This window comes from Paracidovorax oryzae ATCC 19882 (assembly GCF_000687165.1).
Classification (GTDB): domain Bacteria; phylum Pseudomonadota; class Gammaproteobacteria; order Burkholderiales; family Burkholderiaceae_C; genus Paracidovorax; species Paracidovorax oryzae.
Genome location: NZ_JMKU01000011.1, coordinates 192,388 through 212,027, shown reverse-complemented (window position 1 = coordinate 212,027; position 19,640 = coordinate 192,388). Strand labels below are relative to the sequence as shown.

The 19,640-nt window shown below is 71.4% G+C and carries 17 protein-coding genes; 2 read left to right on the top strand and 15 right to left on the bottom strand.

Annotated elements, in window-relative coordinates:
• A partial coding sequence (locus tag T336_RS25080; protein WP_035225771.1) for an Ig-like domain repeat protein occupies positions 1–5,870 on the bottom strand: 5,870 nt, incomplete at its 3' end.
• A gap of 273 nt (positions 5,871–6,143) precedes the next feature.
• Here T336_RS25080 and T336_RS0111590 point away from each other — a divergent pair.
• Both T336_RS0111590 and T336_RS26640 read left to right on the top strand, forming a co-directional pair.
• Positions 6,144–6,734, top strand: a complete 591-nt coding sequence (locus tag T336_RS0111590; protein ID WP_026432664.1) for a tetratricopeptide repeat protein — start codon at positions 6,144–6,146, stop codon at positions 6,732–6,734.
• Positions 6,731–7,117, top strand: a complete 387-nt coding sequence (locus tag T336_RS26640; protein ID WP_156957841.1) for a hypothetical protein — start codon at positions 6,731–6,733, stop codon at positions 7,115–7,117. Before T336_RS0111590 ends, T336_RS26640 begins: the two co-directional genes overlap by 4 nt.
• A gap of 29 nt (positions 7,118–7,146) precedes the next feature.
• On the opposite strand, the gene T336_RS0111580 is transcribed toward T336_RS26640, so the two are convergent.
• From T336_RS0111580 to fliF, 14 genes are read right to left on the bottom strand one after another with little or no spacing between them, the layout of a single operon-like run.
• Complete coding sequence (locus T336_RS0111580) at positions 7,147–8,343, bottom strand: tetratricopeptide repeat protein (RefSeq protein WP_026432663.1); 1,197 nt, start codon at positions 8,341–8,343, stop codon at positions 7,147–7,149.
• Between the two features lie 59 nt (positions 8,344–8,402).
• On the bottom strand, positions 8,403–9,233 hold the full coding sequence (locus T336_RS0111575; RefSeq protein ID WP_035225768.1) for a sigma-70 family RNA polymerase sigma factor: 831 nt from the start codon (positions 9,231–9,233) through the stop codon (positions 8,403–8,405).
• A 13-nt stretch (positions 9,234–9,246) separates the two neighbouring features.
• Entirely contained in the window at positions 9,247–9,981 is a 735-nt protein-coding gene (gene fliP / locus T336_RS0111570; RefSeq protein ID WP_084151410.1) for a flagellar type III secretion system pore protein FliP, read from the bottom strand.
• Positions 9,982–10,022: 41 nt separating this feature from the next.
• Positions 10,023–10,430, bottom strand: a complete 408-nt coding sequence (locus T336_RS0111565) for a flagellar biosynthetic protein FliO (RefSeq protein WP_026432660.1) — start codon at positions 10,428–10,430, stop codon at positions 10,023–10,025.
• Positions 10,431–10,434: 4 nt separating this feature from the next.
• Complete coding sequence (locus T336_RS25745; protein ID WP_051647127.1) at positions 10,435–10,824, bottom strand: FliM/FliN family flagellar motor switch protein; 390 nt, start codon at positions 10,822–10,824, stop codon at positions 10,435–10,437.
• A gap of 29 nt (positions 10,825–10,853) precedes the next feature.
• A complete protein-coding gene (locus T336_RS0111555) occupies positions 10,854–11,681 on the bottom strand; it encodes a FliM/FliN family flagellar motor switch protein (protein ID WP_026432658.1) in 828 nt (275 codons plus the stop codon).
• A 3-nt stretch (positions 11,682–11,684) separates the two neighbouring features.
• On the bottom strand, positions 11,685–12,860 hold the full coding sequence (locus T336_RS0111550) for a flagellar hook protein FlgE (RefSeq protein ID WP_026432657.1): 1,176 nt from the start codon (positions 12,858–12,860) through the stop codon (positions 11,685–11,687).
• A 35-nt stretch (positions 12,861–12,895) separates the two neighbouring features.
• A complete protein-coding gene (locus T336_RS0111545) occupies positions 12,896–13,294 on the bottom strand; it encodes a flagellar hook assembly protein FlgD (protein ID WP_026432656.1) in 399 nt (132 codons plus the stop codon).
• Positions 13,291–14,460 carry a hypothetical protein gene (locus T336_RS0111540; RefSeq protein WP_026432655.1) on the bottom strand — a complete coding sequence of 390 codons (1,170 nt, stop codon included), beginning with the start codon at positions 14,458–14,460 and terminating at the stop codon, positions 13,291–13,293. Before T336_RS0111540 ends, T336_RS0111545 begins: the two co-directional genes overlap by 4 nt.
• The gene (locus T336_RS0111535; protein ID WP_026432654.1) at positions 14,457–14,972 is read right to left on the bottom strand and encodes a hypothetical protein; all 516 of its coding nucleotides are present in this window, start codon (positions 14,970–14,972) and stop codon (positions 14,457–14,459) included. Before T336_RS0111535 ends, T336_RS0111540 begins: the two co-directional genes overlap by 4 nt.
• Positions 14,969–16,459: a FliI/YscN family ATPase gene (locus T336_RS25065; RefSeq protein ID WP_084151409.1), complete on the bottom strand. Its 1,491-nt coding sequence runs from the start codon at positions 16,457–16,459 to the stop codon at positions 14,969–14,971. Before T336_RS25065 ends, T336_RS0111535 begins: the two co-directional genes overlap by 4 nt.
• Positions 16,456–17,436, bottom strand: coding sequence for a FliH/SctL family protein (locus tag T336_RS0111525; RefSeq protein ID WP_026432653.1), 981 nt, complete (start codon positions 17,434–17,436; stop codon positions 16,456–16,458). Before T336_RS0111525 ends, T336_RS25065 begins: the two co-directional genes overlap by 4 nt.
• Entirely contained in the window at positions 17,433–18,095 is a 663-nt protein-coding gene (locus T336_RS0111520; RefSeq protein WP_026432652.1) for a hypothetical protein, read from the bottom strand. The genes T336_RS0111525 and T336_RS0111520 overlap by 4 nt, the downstream gene beginning before the upstream one ends.
• Positions 18,092–19,621: a flagellar basal-body MS-ring/collar protein FliF gene (gene fliF, locus T336_RS0111515; RefSeq protein ID WP_026432651.1), complete on the bottom strand. Its 1,530-nt coding sequence runs from the start codon at positions 19,619–19,621 to the stop codon at positions 18,092–18,094. Before fliF ends, T336_RS0111520 begins: the two co-directional genes overlap by 4 nt.
• Between the last annotated feature and the right edge of the window lie 19 nt (positions 19,622–19,640).

Below are 19,640 nucleotides of genomic sequence, written 5' to 3'. Positions count from 1 at the left end.
TCCTGGCGCAGCACCACCCCGTTCTTCGAGTACGACAGCACTCCGCCCGCGTAGCTCAGGCCCAGCACGTCACCGGCCGCCACCGCCCCCACGTTCGCCACCAGCACGCCGCGGTGGTAGAGTTCCACCGCACTGCCCGTGCCGCCCGTCACGTGGATCGCCCAGTCGATCGACGAGGCCGTGTTGTCCGCCGCCGGGTCCGTGGTCAGACCCACCATGTATCGCTGGTCCGTCTGCGCCCCCACCGTAAAGCGTACGCTCGCACCACCCGCGTAGCCCACCGTGCTGCGCACGGACGCGTCCCACTGGCTGGCCGTGCCTGTCTTGGCCGCCGTGCCGCTGGCCAGCGTCGCTCCCGAGGCCACCGCGCTGGGCCGCTCGTTCATGCGCGCCGTCAGCGTCACCGCATCGCCCGCGGCCACGCTCGTGCTGGACGCACTCAGGCCCACGGGGTTCGTCACCGCCACCGCCGTCGCCGCCGAATTCGCGGCCACGTTGTTCACGTCGCCGCTGTAGACCGCCGTGATCTGCGCCGTGCCCACCGTCGCCAGCGCGCTGGTCATGAGTTGCGCGGCCCCGTTGACCACGTTCGCCGTGCCCAGCACTTCCCGGCCATTGAAGAATGTCACCGTGCCCGTCGGCACCGCCGATGCGTTCAGCGGCACTTCCTGGCCCGCTGCGTTCCTGAACTTCAGCGCGTTGATCGAACCACCCGTGCCATGGAACGAGGTGTCCAGGTACAGCGGCTGCGTGATGCTGGCTGCCTCCTGGCGCAGCACCGCACCGTTCTTGCGGTAGCTCACCATGCCGTTCGCGTAGTCCACGCTCAGCACGTCGCCCGTCGTGTAGGTGCCGAGCGAGCCGACGTTTACACCGTTCTGGTACGCATACATCGCTCCGTCGTAGGTGATGTAGAGCGCCCAGTCCATGCTCAGGTAGTGGCTGTTCGTGGCTGGGTCCGTGTTCAGCCCCACCATGATGGCCTTGTTGGTCTGCCCGGCCTTGAAGCTCACGCTGGCTCCGCCCGTCAGCCCCACCGTGCTGCGGATGGAGGATTCCCAGTCAGCGACGGCACTGGTCTTGGTGACCGTGCCATCGGACGTCACCGCCAGTCCGTTGGCGATGGCGGTGGCCGTGCTGTTCACGCTGGCCGTGAGCACCAGCGGCGCCCCGGCCACCACCGTGCCGCTGGAGGCCTTGACCTCCACCGCCTCGGCCACCTGGATGGATGCCGCCGCCGAGGTCGCACCCGCCCGGTTCGCATCGCCCGCGTACACCGCCGTGATCGCATGGGCGCCGCTTTGCACCAGCGCCCGGGTCGTCAGGCTCGCCACTCCGTTCACAGCGCTCGCGCTGCCCAGGAAGACCGATCCGTCGAAGAAGTTCACCTGCCCCGTGCCACTGCCCACGTTCGCCGACAGCACCACCGCATTGCCCGACGCGATCTTCGGCGAGGACACCGACACGTCCACACCGGAGGAAATCGACACGGCCAGCGCAGGCGAGACGGCGCCGATGGCGTCGCCCGTGTAGACGGCCGTGATGTTCGCCGTGCCCGGATTGCGCAGCGCGCTGGTCGTCAGGACTGCCGCGCCATTGGCGATCGTGGCCGAGCCCAGAAAGACCGTGCCGTTGAAGAAGTCCACGCGTCCGGCCGGCGCTGCGCCGCCTGCGGCGGGTGCGATGGTGGCGGTGAAGGTCAGGGCGGCCCCAGCCATTCCCTGCGCTGCGGAGGCCGAGAGCGCTACGCTGGCCGGTGCGGGCAGGATGCGCAGCTCCTGGGCGGCCGACGTGGCGGCCGCGTTGCGTGCGTCACCCGCATATTGCACGGTAATGCTGTTCGTGCCCGCATCCAGCGTGCGGATGTCCAGCGACGCACGCCCCTGGGACAGCACGGCCGTGCCGAGCGCGACGCCATTCGCATAGAACGTCACGCTGCCCGTGGGCGGCATGGCGGCTTCGCTGCCGGACAGCGTGGCGGTCACCGCCACGGGCGCGCCGCGCACAGCCTGCGAAGACGACAGGGACAGGGCCATGACCGGTGCCGCGGGCGCGACCATGATGCGCACGGGTTGCGGACTGGCGATCGCGGCGTTGTTGGCGTCTCCGGAATACAGCGCCTGTACATCGAGGCTGCCGGCTTCCTGCGCAATGAACGACACAGTGGCCTTGCCATCGGCCACGGAGGCGGAGCCGAGGATCTTGCCACCGCTGACGAAGACGACCGACCCCGTGGGACGGTCGCCGGCAACGGTGGCGTTCAAGGTGACCACGCCACCCCTGGCCACATTGGATGCGGAAGCGGACAGGGCGAGCGTTCTGGCGCCGCCGCTGGGCGTCGCGATGTCCGGCCCGTTGGCCAGTGCCAGCACCGAGGCCGTGGCGGACGTGCTGCCGGCATCGGCGGTATCGCCGCTGTAGACGGCGCGGTAGCCATGGCTGCCCGCACCCACGCCTGTGACACCGAAGCTGGCCTGGCCATTGGCGAGCGCAACGCTGCCCAGGCGGGTATCGCCATCGAAGAACGTGACCGTTCCTCCCAGGGCTGCCGCAGGGTCCGCCACCGCCGCGATGCGCGCGGTGAGGGTCAGTCCGCCTCCGGTGGCGACCTGGACGTGCGAGGTCGCCAGCACCGCCGTGGTGGCGGCAGGGGGCAGGACGGTTTGCGCGAAGGTGGCTGAGCTGCTGCCGGCCACCGAGTCATCCCCCTGGTAGACGGCCGTGATCGCATGCAAACCGACGGGCAGTGCGGAGGTGTTCAGGACGGCAAGGCCCTGGCCGTCCAGCGTGGCGGTGCCCAGCAGTTCGCTGCCGCGGTAGAACGCCACCGATCCGGTCGGCTGGGCCTGTCCGCCGGGCACGGACACGCGCGCGCGGACGGCAAGCGATGTGCCTGCCGTGGAGGGCGTGGCGCTGCTGTCCAGCGCGATCTCGCTGCCGCGGCCCACCTTGACGGTTGCCGTGGAAGCCGTCACGGCCTGCGCGTTCGCCGCGTCGCCCGAGTACACAGCGGAAATCGCATGGTTCCCCAGGTCCTGCGTGCTCCAGGCCAGGGTCGCGGTGGCCCCCCCCCCGGTGGCCTGGATGACAGCGCTGCCGATCACGGTGGCGCCGTCGAAGAATGTCACGGTTCCGCCGGGAGACGTACCGGCGATGGTCGCTTTCAAGACCGATGCACGGCCAGCGGCCAGCGTGGCGGGCAGCGGGTCGAGAGTCAGTCTGGCCGCCTGGAGCACCGTGGCAGAAGCCGTCGCCGAGGTAGCAGCAGCGTGGGTGGCGTCGCCTTCGTAACGGGCGGTGAATGCATAGGTGCCCACGGCGAGGGTGCCCAGCGTCAGCCGTGCAACGCCGTTGCTGATCTGTGCCGTCCCCAGCACGGTGTTTCCACTGTAGAAGGTGACGGTACCTGCGGGCTGGCTTCCTGAGACAGCCGCTTCCAGCGTCAACGCCGATCCCGCGGGAACGCTCGCCGCGGAAGTCCGCATGGCGATGGCCGTGGCGGCCAGACCGGCGCTGTCCATGCGCACCAGCCCCGCGCCCCCCACCAGAAAGGCCGAGCCATCGCCCAGCATCGCCGTATCGATGGGCGTGGCCAGCCGGGTGACGGCCACCACGCGCGAGGCCGCGTCGTACTCCGTCTGCGTCACCGCACCGCCCGCATCCACCTGCCAGGCCAGCCGCTGCGCGCTGTCGTACAGCCGCCAGCTGCTGCGGTCGCCCGTCGACGCCAGCGCGCGGATCGCCTCCAGCTTCGGCGCTTCGGACAGCCCCGCCAGGCGGGTCGCGTACTCGATCGTCTGCGTGAGCTGGTCGTTGGCGTTGTAGCGGTATTCCCTGGCCGCCCCCGTGCCGTCCACGTCCGCCACCTTGCGGCCCGCTGCGTCGTACACCACCCACTGGCGGACGCCCGTCGCGTCCTGCGTCATCACCAGCCGCCCGGCCGTGTCGTAGGCGTAGCGCGTGATGCCCAGCGTCGTGCCCGCGCTGCTCTGCAGCACGCTCGTGAGCCGGCCCGCCGCGTCGTAGTTCGAGACCGTGCTCAGCCCGTTGGCCAGCGTCACCGTGGTGGTGGTGTCGCCGTAGCTCGTGATCGTGGTGTTCGCACTCGTGCCGTCGGACGACGGGGCGCTCGCCACGATCACCCGGCCCAGGCCGTCATAGACATATTGCGTGATGCTATCCGTGCGCGGCTGCACGGTCTTGAGCAGCTCGCCCGCCTGGCTGTAGACGTACTGCGTCACCGCCGGGTCGCTGCCCGCGCCGGACGCATCCAGCGTGCCGTAGGCGATGCTCTGCGCCAGCTGCCCGCGGAAGTCGTAGCGCAGGTCCGTGCGCTGGCCGCCGCGCAGGTCCTGCCCGGCCGCCCAGGCGGCCATCTGCGCTTCCGTGGGCACGCTGGTGGAGCCCAGGGAGGCAAGGTCGTAGGCCGCCGCCGCGTAGGCGAGCGTGGTCTCGCGCTGGCCCAGGCTGTTGTAGCGGTATTCGGTGACCCGCCCTTCGGCGCTGACCACGAAGCGCAGCTGGCCGCGCTCCTGGGCACTGTAGATGTAGCGCGTGGTGCTGTCGGGTGGGGTGCTGGGCGAAGTGCTGCCGCCGAACACGGGGGTGGTGGCCGCGTTGTTGTTGCCATCGCCTGCGCGCAGGGTCTCGGTCAGGAGCTGGTTGCGGTCGTCGTAGGTGCGCACCACGGTGTTGCCCAGCGGGTCCACCTTGAGTGTCTGGTTGCCGTGGGCGTCGTACTGCATCGCGATGCTGCGGCCCAGCGCATCGGTCATCGCCGTGACGTTGCCCTTGTCGTCGTAGCGGTAGTAGAGCTGCGAGAGCCCGGCCGGCTTCGCCTCGGTGATGCCCGCCTGCAAGCGCAGCAGCTGGCCCTTGTCGTCGTAGGCGTAGCGGCTCGCCACGTTGAGCGGGTCGGTCACCGTGGTGGTGCGCGCGGCGGTGTCGTAGGCGTAGCGCGTGGTCAGGCCCAGCGCGTCCTGCACGCTCGCCACGCGGTAGTCGCCATCGACCAGCACGTAGCCGATCGCCAGGCGCGTGCCGTCCGATTGCGCCACGGTGGCCACCCGGCGGCTGTCGCCGTCGTACGTGTAGGTGGTCTGGTACACCTTGCCGTCGGTGATGTCGTTGTCGCCCGGGGTCAGGTCCACCGTGACCGATGAGAGCCGGTTGAGCGCGTCATACGCGTAGTGCACGCGCGTGCTGGTAGTGGTGCCGTCCTTCGCCACCACGCGGACCTGCGACAGGTTGCGGCCGGCGTAGTCGTACCAGGTGGTCTCCCCGGACGCATCGACCACGTGGGACAGCAGGCCGTCGGCGCTGTACTGGTAGCGGGTGGTGTTGCCGTGCGCGTCCGAGCGCGAGAGCAGCCGGTGGTCGCCGCTGCCCTCGTAGCGCTCCTGCGCGCCGCTGTCGCCATCGGTCCAGACGTATTGCCCGGCCGCGTCGTCCCAGCGCAGGCTGTCGTAGGCGCCCGCACCGTCGGTGCCCACGTACAGTCCCTGGGCCGCATCGAAGGCGTAGTCCGATCGTGCGCCGTCGGCCGCCGTGCGCGTGAGCACGCTGCCCGCCGCATTGCGCGTGCCCGACAGGCGTAGCGGCTGGTTGTAGATGCCGATGGACCAGTTGTCCGCGTTGTCGTCGTCCAGCAGGCCCTGGCTGTTGTACGTGCGCAGCACGTCCATGCCCAGCCCCTGGCTGGCCACGAAGTCGTCGCGCCGCTGCAGCACCAGGTTGCCGTTGGCCAGGTTCACGTACGCCTGCTCGCCCCCGCGGCCCTGCGCCGCGTTGCCGAACACCCCCCGCTGCCCCAGTGTGGCGAGCGAGCCCGTGCCGAGACCCAATCCGTTTGCGCTGACGTTGGCGACCATATCTGCCCTGTATCCGTGTATTGGCTGTGGTTGTCCGCCACCGGCGCTGAGCCGTTCCCTCCCCGGGCCGAGCTGCCGATGGCGAATGCTTTCAGGCAATACATCCGGCGATTTCCGGATTTGTTGAGCAGGAGGCCCTATAACCCACTGGGATAAAGTGGCAATACCACCTCGCACTCAACAATTCGCCCACGGTGTGGATATATGGTTGGCACGGCTATGCTGTGCGACCGATTTTTTTCCTGTTCCATGCTTCCCCTGGAAGCCGCCACCATGTCCAACTCTTCCGCCCCGATGACTCCCGCGCTGGAGCGCGCCCTGGCCGCCAGCGCCGCCGGCCACGTGCAGGAGGCCGTCGCGCTCTTCCGGCAGGCGGCCCGCGAACAGCCTGATTCCGCCGTGCCGCATTTCCTGATGGGGGCCGAATACGCGACCGAGGGCCGGGTGGACGAGGCGGAGCAGTGTTTCAGCCAGGCGGTGCTGCTCGCGCCCCAATGGCCGATTCCCCGCTACCAGCTGGGACTGCTGCAGTTCAGCGCCGGGCGCGCCTCCACCGCCCTGCTCACCTGGCAACCGCTGCTGGCGCTGGGCGACGACAGCCCGCTGCCCCACTGGATACGCGGGTTCGCGGCCCTGGCCGGGGATGATTTCGCCCACGCGCGCGCGGCTTTCGAGGCCGGCCTGGAGCGCAATACCGAGCACCCGCCCATGTCCGCCGACATCCGCCTGGTGCTGGCGCGCATGGATGCGCTGGGGCAAGGGTCCGCTGCCCCTGTGCCGGACTCCGGCGACGCTGCGGCGGCCGACGAGGAAGCCACGCACGTGCTGCTGTCCAACTACCAGCAACAGGGGCCCGTGCATTGACCCGCATCGATCCGACGGTCCAGTGGAGCGCCCTGCTCCGCGCCCGGCTGGAGCAGATGGGACGGCCGCGGCCGGACGGCTCGCCCGCCTCGGCAAAGGCAGCAGAGCCGGAACGCGGAGCGCGAGAGCCGGGAGCCGGCGCCGCCTCTGCCAATTCGCGGTTGCGGGCGATCCGGCACGACGATCCGGAACGGCGGCGCAAGGCGTTCCGCATCTTCATGGAAGCCACGCTGCGGGACGAGTTCGGCCGCCTGCTGCAGGACCCGGCCGATTTCGACGGACTGGTGGAGCAGGTGACCGCGCAGATGTACGCGGACCCGGATCTGCGCAGCGCCTGCGATGCGGCCGCCGATGCCTTGCTGGAGGCATCGGCCCAGACCTAGACCAGACCTAGACCAGGCCTAGACGCGGCTCAGCGCCTGGCGCGCAGCGCGCGCATCACCACGTCCAGCATGCCGGCACCGCCGGGCGCAGCCTGGCTGCCGAGCAGGCGCTCCGCGAGGCGCGCGAAGTGGTCCGGTGAGGCTTCTCCGCGCAGGATGGCCTCGGCGAAGCGGCCGGACAGGTTGCTGCCGCCCAGCCGGGCGGCCCTTTCGATATGCTCCCGGGCAGCGGCTTCGTCCTGCCGGAGGGCGAGGACCACCGCCAGGCCCCCATGGCTTTCCCCGAAGTTGCGGTCCAGGGCCAGGGCCTGCTCGAAACTCGCCAGGGCGCCGTCGAGGTCGCGCTGCACCAGTTGCGCCCAGCCCAGGCCGTGCCAGGTTCCAATATGGCCTGGCATGGCGGACAGGGCAGCGTGGAACTGCTGCACCGCGCCCGCCGCGTCGCCGGCCAGCATCTGCGCGAAGGCCAGCGCGGAGCGCGCTCGGCCATCGCCGGGCTGCCGCTCCAGGGCGGCCTGCGCATAGGCGCCGGCCGTGGCGGCGTCCGCCTCGCCCAGCGCCAGGGACGCACGGGTGACCAGCGCCTCGGTCGTGACCGCTTCGGCCCCGGCGGCCAGGGCCCGCTCCGCCCACCGGGCGGCGTCGGCCACCTGCTCGGCATCGAGCGCCGCCAGTCCGGCGATGCCGGCCGCAGCCGGTGCCAGGGCGCCGCCCTGCTCGCGCGAGGCCGCCCAGCGCACCGCGCGCTCCATGTTGCCCGCGCGGTGCAATGCCCTCAGCCACAAGGCATCCATTGCGGTCGGCGTGGCCGCCCCCTTCCCTTCAAGGAGTGCATCCATGCGCGGAGCCAGGCGTTCCACGCATTCCGCGTACCGGCCTTCCTGGAAATCGACGAAGGCGAGGTTGTGCAGCACGGCATCGGCGAAGGCCGGCGGGGTGCCCGGCAGTGCCTGCATGCCGGCCAGGCTGCGGCGCGCGCTGTCCATGTCGCCCCGGGCCAGCGCTGCCTCCGACTCCCGCAGCAGCCAGGCCAGCGACTCCGGCCAGAGGGCGCGTGCATGGCGCAGGTGGAATTCCGCGCGGTCCCAGGCCCCGCACAGCAAGGCCGCGGAGAACGCCTCCGCCAGCAGGGATTCATTGGCGGGGTCATCGCGCAGGTAGGTTTCCAGGCGGTCCAGCCGCGCGAGCTGGGGGGATGCGTCGGGTGAAAGGCAAGAAGAAGTCATGGAATCAGTGCTCGGAAAATCCGCGAAAAAGGGACGACGCGCCAGGCCGGGAAGACCGGCTACCAGGCCACATCGCAGGGCGGCGCCTGGGCCAGCGCGTCGCGCAGGCGTGCCAGGCCCCGGCGGTGCAGTTGCGATATGCGGCTGCGCGATACGTCCAGCAGGCATGCCACCTCGTCGAAGGGCATGCCCTGCAGATAGTGGCAGCGGATCACGCGCCGCTCCTGCTCGGGCAGGCGCTGGACGAGATCGCGCAGCAGGACCTGCCAGTGCTGCTGCTCGCGCTTGCGGAAGTAGATTACCTCGGGCGACAGGTCCTGGGGCGCGCCCTCGGGCTCGCCGCTTCCGATCATTCCCGTGCCTTCGAGCAGCACGCCCAGCGCCAGGCCGATGCCGATCTCGGCCAGGCAAGCCAGCAGTTCCTGCGCGGAACGCCCTGCCCCGGCGGGGCTGGCGGGCTCCGGGGCGCCTTCCGGCGCCATGCCTGCCGATACCGCGGCGGCTTCCAGCCGGTCGCGCTCCAGGCGCTTGCGCAGGGCGGCCTGCTGGCCGGTTTCCGTGAACCGCTCGAGCCCGCTCAGGATCGCGCCGCGGATGCGGTGGGTGGCATAGGTGCGGAAGTGGGCGCCCTGTCCAGGGTCGTAGCGGTCCACGGCTTCCATGAGACCGATGCAGGCCAGCTGCTGGTAGTCGGCGAATTCCACGCCATCGTGGTAGCGCGACTTGAAGCTGACGGCCGCGAGCATGCGCGCGTACGGCAGGTAGTGCTCGATCAGCGCGGCCCTGCCCGCCCCGTCGCCCTGCTCCCGCCAGCGCAGCCACAGCGCCGCCTCGCCCTCGGGCGATAGCGGGGCAGCGGATGCGGCCTGGGAGTCGGCGCAGGACTGCATGGCCGCGGCTGCCTCAATGGAAGCTGCCGACCAGGGCCTTGAGCAGCAGGCTCCAGCCGTCGATCAGGATGAACATGAGGATCTTGACCGGCAGCGCGATCGTCGTCGGCGGCATCATCATCATGCCCAGCGCCATCAGCACGCTGGAGACGATCAGGTCGATGAGCAGGAACGGCAGGAAGACCACGAAGCCGATCTGGAAGGCGGCCCGCAGCTCCGAGAGCATGAAGGCCGGAATCAGCTGCACGTTGCTGATGTCGTCCATGGACTGCGGCGGCGGCGCCTTGGACAGCTCCACCATCAGCGCGAGGTCCTGCTCGCGGGTCTGGCGCACCATGAAATCGCGCAGCGGCGCGATGCCCTTGTTCAGGCCCTGCTCCATGCCCAGCTTGCCCGACATGAACGGCTGCAGCGCTTCGCGGTTCACCTGCTCCAGCACGGGCGACATGGTGAAGAGCGTGAGGAACAGCGCCAGGCCGATCAGCACGGTATTGGGCGGCGTCTCGTTCATGCCGATCGCATGCCGGAGCATGGACAGCACCACGATGATGCGCAGGAAGCTGGTGATGCACACGAGCAGCGCTGGCAGCACGGCCAGCACGGTGAGACCGATCACGATGCGCACGGCCTGCGAGGTGTCCGATCCGCCCAGCCATGACGCCGCCGCCGGGGCCTGCTGGGCCGCCGCGGCGCCACAGGCCCCGAGCAGCAGGGCCACGGCGCCCCCGGCGCACAGCGCGCGGCGCATGCGGCCCCGGATGCCGGCAAAGGAAGAAGCTTGCAGGCGGCTCAAGATCGCACCTCCGCCGCCGGCGGATCCGGGTGGCCGGGCTCGGCCGTCCCGGGCGCGGGCGACTCCGACAGCACGGAGATCGATTGCGGCGCGCAGCCGACCAGCAGACGGCGCCCCTGCCACTGCACCTCGTGCAGGCTGTGCTGGGGCGTGAGGCGCGTGCTCGAGACCAGTTCCACGGCCCGTCCGGAGCGCTGCTGCACGCGGGCCATCCAGCGGCCCAGCGATCCACGGGGCGCGGGCACCCGTGGCGTTCCGTTCCGCGCCCGGTGCTTGCGCCATGCGACCACGCTCAGCGCGATCAGGAAGACGAACAGCCCCATCCAGGCCAGTTCGGCCGCGGGGACCGGCGCGCCCGCCCCTTCGGGCTCCCGGCGCAGCGGGATCGATTCCGGCAATGCCATGGCGTCAGGCGGCGGAGGGCTGCAGGCTGAGGGGCGCGGGCAGTTCGGTGAGCTTCACGGCGAACCGGTCGCCCACGGCGACCAGCAACCCCCGTGCCACCACCTGCCCTTCCAGCACGAGATCCACGGCCTGGTCCACGCCGCGGTCCAGCACCAGGACCTGCTGCGCCTGGGCCGCGAGCAGATCGCCGACCGTCACGGTGGCCGATCCGACGCAGACCTGCAGCGTGGTCCGGACCTGGTGCAAGGGCTGGAAGCTGGGGAGCAGCGGCTCCGTAGCCGCGGTGGCTGCGGGTTCGGTAAGCGGTGGAAGCGCGATGGGCTGCACCTGCGGCGCGGTGCTGGACGGGGCCGGGGTGGGCACGGTGCCCGGGGTCGAGGAAGGTTGCGGCATACGGAAGGGCGGAAAAAGCGGAAAACGGTTCAGGAGGCGTCGGGATGGAGTTCGACCGCCAGACGGCCGTCGGACTGGCCGAGCCAGGCCGCGCACAGTGGCTGCGGGGTTTCGAGGCCGGAGGCCGCCAGCCGGGCAGCGGCGGGCGACGCCAGCGGGTGGTCGAGCGCGATCACGTCGCCCAAGGCCAGCGACTGCAACTGCCCGAGGCTCAGGGTGAGCGGCTGCAGGTGGATGTGCATCGCCACAGGGTGGCCGCGGAGGGCCTGGTCGAGCGGTGCCAGCGCGGAGCGCGGCGTGGCAGGCTCCTGCCCGGTGCGTGCCGCGCCGCCGGAGGACGGAGGTTCGTGCCGGCCCAGCAGGGCCTCCACGCAGTCGCCGTCCAGGCGCCAGGCCCAGGGTTTGCCGCCCCAGGGAAACAGCAAGGCCAGTGCGCCGGACCATGCGGCCGGTGCCTCGGCGGCCTCCCGGGCCTCCCGGGACTCGCGTGCCTCGGGGGCCAGCCCCTCCAGCGCGGACTGCAGGGCGGACCAGGCCTGGGCAGCGATGTCCGCGGCCATGTCCGGCCCATCGGTCGCGCTGGACGCCGCGGCATCGCCGAACAGCCACCCGCGCAGCGCCTGAGCAGCGGCGGCGCGGCCCAGCGCATCCGGGGCCATGCCGGCTTCCACGACCTGCACCGGCGCTTCCACCAATCCCCAGTCGCGGCACCATGCGCCATAGGCGCCCTGGCAGGCATCGCGCACCACCGCCTGCCGGGCGGCGCTCCAGGCGCGCAGCGGCCTGGCCTGCATGCGCGCAGCCTCCGGCGACAGCCACTCCCCGGCCTGCGGCGGCCGATCCGTCCTGGCACCCATGGCTTAGCGGCTCTTCATGGAGAAAAGCTCCTGCAGCATCTCGTTGGCGGTGGAGATGACCTGGGAGCTGGCCTGGTAGCCGCGCTGCATGATGACGAGGTCGCTGAACTCCTGCGACAGATCGACGTTCGAGATTTCGATGTAGCCGGAGCGCACTGAACCGAAGGCGCCGCCGGCCACGCCCGTGTGCCAGGCGCTGCCGTCGAGTGCTTCGAATTGGTTGTCTCCGGCGGCACCCACGGCATCGCTGGTGTCGAAGCGGCCCAGCGACAGGCGCGCGCCCTTGGCGGTCTGCCCGTTGGCATAGGTCAGGACCAGGGTTCCGGTGGCATCGAAGGATGCCGAGCTCAGCTCGGCCGGCGCGAAGCCGTCCTGCGAGGCGAACGCGAGGGTGGACAGCGTGCCCGACGCGAAGGAGGTGACGTCCGCGCTGAAGTCGAGCGTCAGCGGCACGGCGGACTGCCCCGCCGGCGTGTACGTGAACGACAGCTTGGACGTGGCCGCAGTGGGCTTGCCGTCCTGGAAGACCAGCTGGCTGGTGCCGACCAGCGTGCTGCCGTCCATCAGCTCGACCTTCCAGCTGCCCGGGGTGGTGCTGTTGGTGTTGGTCAGCTTGACGCTCAGCAGGTGCTCGCCGCCCGCAGCGTCATAGACGCGCACGCCGCTCACAGTCTGGTCGGTGCCGGAGCTCGACAGGTTGCCGGTGAACTTGGCCACCGCGGTCGCCTTGCCGGCGGAGGTCTTCAGATTGGCGATGCTGATTTCCGAAGGGGCGCCATCGGCGCCGACGCCCATCACCTTGGCGCCGGTGCCCTGGGTGACGAGCGTGCCGTCGCGGTTGAACTGGAACTGCCCCGCGCGGGTGTAGCGGATGCTGCCGTCGGCGCCCTTGAGCATGAACATGCCCTGGCCGTCGATGGCGAGGTCCAGGCCGTTGCCCGTCTGCCGCAGTTCCCCGGACTTGAAGGACATCGAGGTGCCCATGGTGCTCACGCCGTAGCCCATCTGGCCGAACTGTCGCCCGGCGTAGCCGCCGCCGGCATAGAAGGCATCCGAGAAGCGCAGCGAAGAGCTCTTGAACCCGGGGGTGTTGAGGTTGGTGGTGTTGTTGGCGATCACCCGCAGCCCGCGCGAGAAGCTGGAGAGGCCCGTCATGCCGACGTAGATGGACTCGATCATGGAAACTCCTTGGATTCCTGGGAGAAAGCGGGTGCTCAGCGCACGGCCAGGATCTGGCTCAGGCTGATGTCCTGCAGGGTGGAGCCGGCGCTGGTGCGCAGCGTGATCAGCGGCGACTCGCCCGACAGCGACAGCGACACCACGGTGCCCGTCAGCGTGCCACTGGTGGAGCTCACGTCCACGGTGCGCCCGATCAGCCCGACCGACTGCAGCGCCGCCTGGTTGCCGATCAGCGTGGCGATCTTGCTGTTGAGCTGCTGCGTCTGCTCCAGGCTCGTGAACTGGGCCATCTGGGCCATGAACTGCTGGTTGTCCATCGGCTTCATGGGGTCCTGGTAGGTGAGCTGGGTCAGCAGGATCTTCATGAAGTCCTCCTGGCCCAGCGCGTTGGCGCGCAGGCTGGGTGTCGTGCTGCTGATGCCGTTGATGCTCATGGGTTGCCCTCCTGGAAAATGGAAGAAGAAAAAACGTTGCGCGCACGCGGCGCGATGCGCTGCGCGGCGGTGGAAAACACATCGGTGAAGCGGGACGGGCCGGCGGCCTGCCGCGAGGCCGGCGCGAAGGCGTCGAACACCACGCGGCCATTGCAGACCACGCGCACCAGCCGCTGCCCCTGCTCGCGCAAGGCGCGCTCCAGCGAAGGAACGACGGCGGCGGCCTGGAAGCCGACCTGGTCCGCGGTGCCGTCCATCCCGAGCCAGAGCTGGGCGCCCGCATCGGACCATTGGGCATGCACCCGCATGCCGGTGGAACGCTGCGCTTCGGCAGGCAGGGCCCGTGCGGCACCCGGTGCGGTACGACCACTGCGCTCCGTCTGGCCTTCGCCAGGCTCCGTGGGTGCGGACGTTGAGGCAGTCGCCAGAGCCAACAGCGACGGAACCTCCAAAGAACGCATGCCGTCCGGCCGCCAGGCAGGCCCCCCCGCGCGCTCCACGATGGCTGAAGCCTCGTCCACGGCGCCGCTGCCGATGGCCGCCGTGGCCTGGTCAACCGCAGCGATACCCGCGGATGCCGCAGCGCCGCGGCCCGCGAACGCACTGGCCAGGGGCATCGGCGCGGATGCGCCGGCCGGGGCCGGATGCGGCCATGCGTCACCGCCGGCCCCCGTGGCAGGCACCGCACGCATGCCGTCGCTCCCGCCCCGGTCCGGCACGCCCGCGGCACCGTCGCCGGAATGCATCGGTCCGGCGACACCACCTGCAGCCGCGGAAGGGCTGGTGGATGCGGTGCCTGGTGCGCCCGCCCCGGGGCGCGACGCAGCCGCCCTGGCGGGCGAGACCGGCACGCCACCCTGGTCCGCCGAGGGCGCCGGCATCGGCCGGTACGCGGCGGGCAGCCCACCTCCCGCGCGCACGGCAGATGGCATCGCGGTGGGCAGGCCCTGGGCCGGCCGGGCCGCCGCGCCGGAGGGCTGCAGCACGGCCGCCGGGTTGAAAGGCTGGAACCATCCGGCCAGCTGGGCACGCTCCATCTCGCGCAGCCACGCCTGGCGCAGGGACGGCGAAAGCCCCGGTGGTTCGCGACCTTCAGCCGCATCCCGCGCACTGCGGGCGCCCGGCCCCGCCAGCAGGCCCGCCATGGCCGTGTCGATGCCGCTCATTCCATCACCTCCGGCGCGTGGGCGGACGATGCGGCGCGCAGCGCCATCCGCCCGATCCAGTCGCGGTCCGCTTCCGCGGCCGCCAGGCGTACCGCTTCCAGCGCGTAATCGCGCACGGCATCCGCACGGTGCTCCTGCAGTCCGTCGATCGTGCGCTGCTGCGCGATGCACTCGGCCTTCAGCGCCACCCGCCGTGCGTGCAGCGCTTCGAGTTCGCGAGCATGGTCCGCGATGCGGCGACGCGCATCCGCCAGATAGGCGAGCCCGCGCTGGTGCAGGCGGGGGTCCAGCCGCGCCTGCGTCCATTGCTGCATCTGCTGCGCCTGGGCATCGAACTGTGCCTGCAGCGCGCGGCCCTGCTCCACCGCCGTGGCAATGTCCTGCAGCAACCGGGCCAGCCGGGCTTCCAGGCGCTCGAGCTGCCACTCCTGCTTGCGCAGGTAGGGCTCCAGCGGATAGGTGAAGCCGCGCAGGTCCACGGAGGCCGGCGCGGGGGCCGCGGTCCGCGTCATCGCTGGCCTCCCCTGGCCGCGGCGCCCAGCGAGTAGCTGAACTTGTGCGGCATGTTCTGCGCGGCCGCTGCGGGCGCTTTCGCCGGGGGCGCGGAAGGCGCGGGAGCGGCAGCGGGATGGGCAGCCGGCGGCCGGTCGGGCCACAGCAGCGCGCGCAGGGCCCGCAGGCCCTCGGCACGGGGCACGCCGCCTTCCTGCTGGCACAGCCAGGCCTGCAGCCCGGGAGCGAGCGCCAGGGCCTGGTCCAGCGCGGGATTCGCGCCCTTTTCGTAGGCGCCGATGTCCACCAGCTGGCGGTTGCGGTGCAGCAGCGCCAGATGGCGCATTGCGTCGGAGACGAGCTCCCGCTCCTCCGCGGTGGTCAGGTCCGGCAGCAGCCGGCTCGCGCTGCGCAGCACATCGATGGCGGGGTAGCGCCCTTCATGCGCGATGTCGCGCGACAGCACGACGTGCCCATCCAGGATGGAGCGCAGGCTGTCGGCGATGGGTTCGTTCATGTCGTCGCCCTCGACAAGGACGGTGAGCAGCGCCGTGATGGCCCCGCCCGAAGGGGCTGTCCCGCAGCGTTCGCACAGTTGGGGCAGTTCCGCGAACACGGACGGCGTATAGCCGCGGGCAGTGGGCGGTTCGCCGGCCGCCAGTCCCACCTCGCGCCGGGCCATGGCCAGGCGGGTGACCGAATCCATGGTGAGCAGCACCTGCTGCCCCGCGTCGCGGAAGTACTCCGCGATGGTCACGGCGGCATGCGCCGCACGGATCCGCGCCAGCGCAGGCTGGTCGGAGGTCGCGACGACGACGACCGAGCGCTTCAGCCCTTCGCCCAGCTGCTTGTCGATGAATTCCTTCACCTCCCGGCCGCGCTCGCCGATGAGCGCGATCACGTTGACATCGGCACTGACATGCCGGGCGATCATGCCCAGCAACGTGCTCTTGCCCACGCCGCTGCCCGCGAAGATGCCCACGCGCTGCCCCTGGCCCAGCGTCAGCAGCCCATCGAGGGAACGCACGCCCGTCTGCAGCACCCGGTGGATGCGGGGGCGCTGCAGGGGATTGAGCGGCCTGGCATGCAAGGGGCGCATCACCGGCGCGACCGGGTCGGGCAGGCCGTCGAGCGCGTGCCCGAAACCATCGATCACGCGGCCCAGCAGGCCCGGGCCCACGCCGAAATCCGAACGGCGGCCGAGCGCGACCACTTCCGCCCCCGCGGCCACGCCCTGCAGGCTGCCATAGGGCATCAGCGTGAGGCGGTCGCCGCTCAGGCCGACCACCTCGGCCAGCACGCCGCCCCCGGAATGCCGGTCATCCGCGGCGCCGGAACGCGGGTGGATACGGCACAACTCGCCCACGGTCGCATCCGGTCCCTGGGATTCGATGGCCAGCCCCTGCATATGGCGCACCCAGCCGATGCGCCGCGTCAATTCGGCATCGCGCACGGCATCCCGATAGGACGCCAATCCGGCCAGCGGGGTGGGCAACCGGGCGTTCATGCTGCTTCCCCGCCTACGGAACCACCGGCGCCGGCGGCCTGCTGCCGTCGTCCGGCCCGCGCCTCGGCCAGGCGTGCCGCCAGGGCCTGCAACTGCCGCTCCAGCCGGGCGTCCAGCGCGCCTTCTGCCGAGCGCAGCAGGCAGCCGCCCATGCGGACCTCCGGGTCGGCCACCCAGCGCACACGCTCGCGACCGGCGTCGAATCCCCGCGACGCCAGCACTTCCAGCGTGGCGGCGTCCTCCTTGAGGATCGCCGCATCGTCGGGGTGCAGGTGCACGCTCAGCGGATGCCGCCCATGCCACGCCTCCAGAGACCGGGCCAGCATTTCCCGCGCGCCGTCGCGGGTGACGGCACGGTCTCCGGCGATGCGGCAGACGGCTTCGAAGATGACGTCCAGCATGTCGTCTTCCGCTCCCTGGAGGAAGCGCGTCCATTCCTGCGCGAGCTGTCCGGCCAGCTGCTCCAGGCGTTCGGTGCGCCTCGCAACCTCCTGCGCGGCGGACTGGCGCTGCTGAGCCTCGCCGTGCTTCTGTGCCTGCTCCGAGGCGCGCACCTGCTCCATCGCCTCGCGCACCTGTTCGGCCACCACATCGCGTGCCAGCACCTCTGCCCGCGCCTGGATGTCTTCGTCCACCATGCGTCGGCCCTCGGCCAGGCCTTGCGCGTGCCCTGCGCGCCGGCCCTCTTCCTTCCATTGGGCCTGCATGCGGGCAAGGTCCTGGGCCGGGATTTCGGCGGCGGGAGCGGCGTCCGGGGCGCCGGCGGAAGGCATAGCTGCACGGTCCGGACCTGCAGCCAGCCCATGGGACGCGGTACGGCTCGGAACGGATACGGCCGCTTCGGCCAGGGCCGCCGGCGGCAGCATGGCCGCGGGCACAGCCACCGCCTGCCCGGCTCCCGCGCCACGGGGCCTGCCCACGGCAACGGCCTGCCCGCGCCACGCGGCGGAGCGCAGGATCTTCACGTCGTCGCTCATGCCGCGCCCTCCTTGCGACGCCAGGGCCAACGCCAGCTGCCGAACCGGCGGGGCGCCCGGTTTCCGACAGCCCGGCCATCGCCCTGCCCGGCACCGGCCGCCGTCACCGCAGGCGCCTCGCAGCAGCGCCGCATGCCGCCCAGCATGGCGGATGCCAGGGCCGGTGCGGCGGAGGGCCCGCTGGAAACGGTGCCGAGCAGGTCCATCACGCGCCGGCGCTGGAGGGCGGGCAACTGCTCAAGCAGCGCGGCGCGCCAGGGCCAGGGACGCAGGCACAGGGCCTGCGCCACCATCAGGGGAGGCTGGGCGCGCCAGGCACGCGCGAGCAGCGCGATGCCGGGGGCGCCGAGCGCCATCAGCGGGTCGGCCTCCGGCCGGGAGGATGCTGCCTCACCGGGTGGCAGCGTCCCGGCGGCGATCGAGTCGGGCGCGGCTGCCCCCAGTTCGTCCAGCCCGGACGGATCGGGCGGGATCCCGAGCGCCTGCAGCTCAGAGAGCAATACCTGCAGCGCATCGCGCTGCGAAGGTTCCATGCGTTCCAGCACCCAGGCACGGTCCGCGGGCGCCATGGCATGCAGCACCAGCGCGGCGCGGCGCGCCTGCGCCGCCGGGGACGAGGGCGCGGACGGCTCCGCCAGCCCCGGGAAATGCAGGTTCATGCGCCGTGCCCTCCTGCAGCCCCGGGTGCCGGCGCGGTGTCGCCCGCACGCATCCAGGCCTGCACCTTGCGCAGGGCCGCCTCGCGCTCGGCCTCGCTCAGACGACGGCCTGGCGCGCTGGAAGCCGGAGCGCGGCGGCGCGTGGCAACCAGCCCCGCGCCCGCCAACAGCAACAGCAGCCCGGTGCCGGCAGCGGCCCACCACAACTCCAGGCCGGCGCGGGAAACGGCTGCGCCCTGCCCCGCTGCATCGGCCTGCCCGGCGGCCTCCGTCTCGATGTCCTGCAGCGCACCGGGCGCCTGGCCGGAAGCTTCGGGCGCGCCGGCACCCGCGGCGACTCCGCCGTCCGCGGCCGCGGACGGCACCAGTGCCTGCAGGGACTGCACCACGACCAGGTCACCCCGGTCCGGGTTCGCGCCCACCGCGGCCGCCAGCAGCCGGCGCAGCTTGTCTTCCTGTGCGGCGTCCAGCGCCTGGCGGACCACTGCCACCACCTGGATACGGCGAACAGCGCCCGCCTGGCTCACCACCTGCTCCACCCGGCGGCCGACCTGGTAGTCCACCTCCCGCTGGGTGCTCGCCCCCGCGCCGCTCCCGGCGCGCGCGGCATCGAGCGGCGCCTGGCCGCCGTCGCGCACGGATTCGCGCTCCTTCACGATCACGCCCCGGCTGTCGGCCGTGCGCGAGGGGGCGGGAATCACATCTTCCGTGGTGATGCGCACCTGGTCCATGTTCAGCGTGACATCCACGCTGGCCATGGCCTGGCCCGGGCCGAACGCGCGGTCCAGCACCGCCGCGGCCTTGCGGGCCAACTGCGCCTCGGTGTCCTTCTTGAGTTCCAGGCGGCCGGATCCACCCGCCATGCCCGCGGCGGCATCTGCGCCCTCATCGGCAGGGCGGCTGAGCGCCACGCCCTGCCGGTCCACCACCGTCACGTCCTGGGCGGTCATGCCCGGCGTCGCGGCGGCGACCAGCCGCTGTATGCCGCTGACCTGTTCGGGGCGCAGCACCCGGCCCTCGCGCAGCGTCACCGTGATCGCGGCCTTCGGGCGGGCGTGGGCCTGCTTGAACAGCCCCTGCTCCGGCAGGGCCAGGTGCACACGCACGTCGCGGATCTCGGACAGCGACAGGATGGTGCGCGTGAGCTCGCCCTGCAGCGCGCGCTGGTAGTTGATCTTCTGGGCGAACTCGGTCATCCCGAAGTCGGTGTTGTTGAACAGTTCGAACCCCACCGCTCCATGCAGCGGCATGTCCTGGCCCATCAGCTTGATGCGCGTGGAATGCACCTGCGGCCGGTCCACCAGGATCGATCCATTCGCCTCGTCGAAGCGGTAGGGGATCTTGAGCTTGTCCAGCTCGGCGCTCATGGCCGCCGCATCCTGTGGCTTCAGGTCCGAGAAAAGGACCTGGTAGTCGGGCCGCATCAGCCACCATGCCAGGGCGGCGGTCAGCAGGACGATGGCGATGGCGCCGGCCACCAGACCGGCGCGCGCGGAGCGGCCCAGGCCCTCCCAGAAAGCGTTCATGGTGCGGAGTTCCCGATGC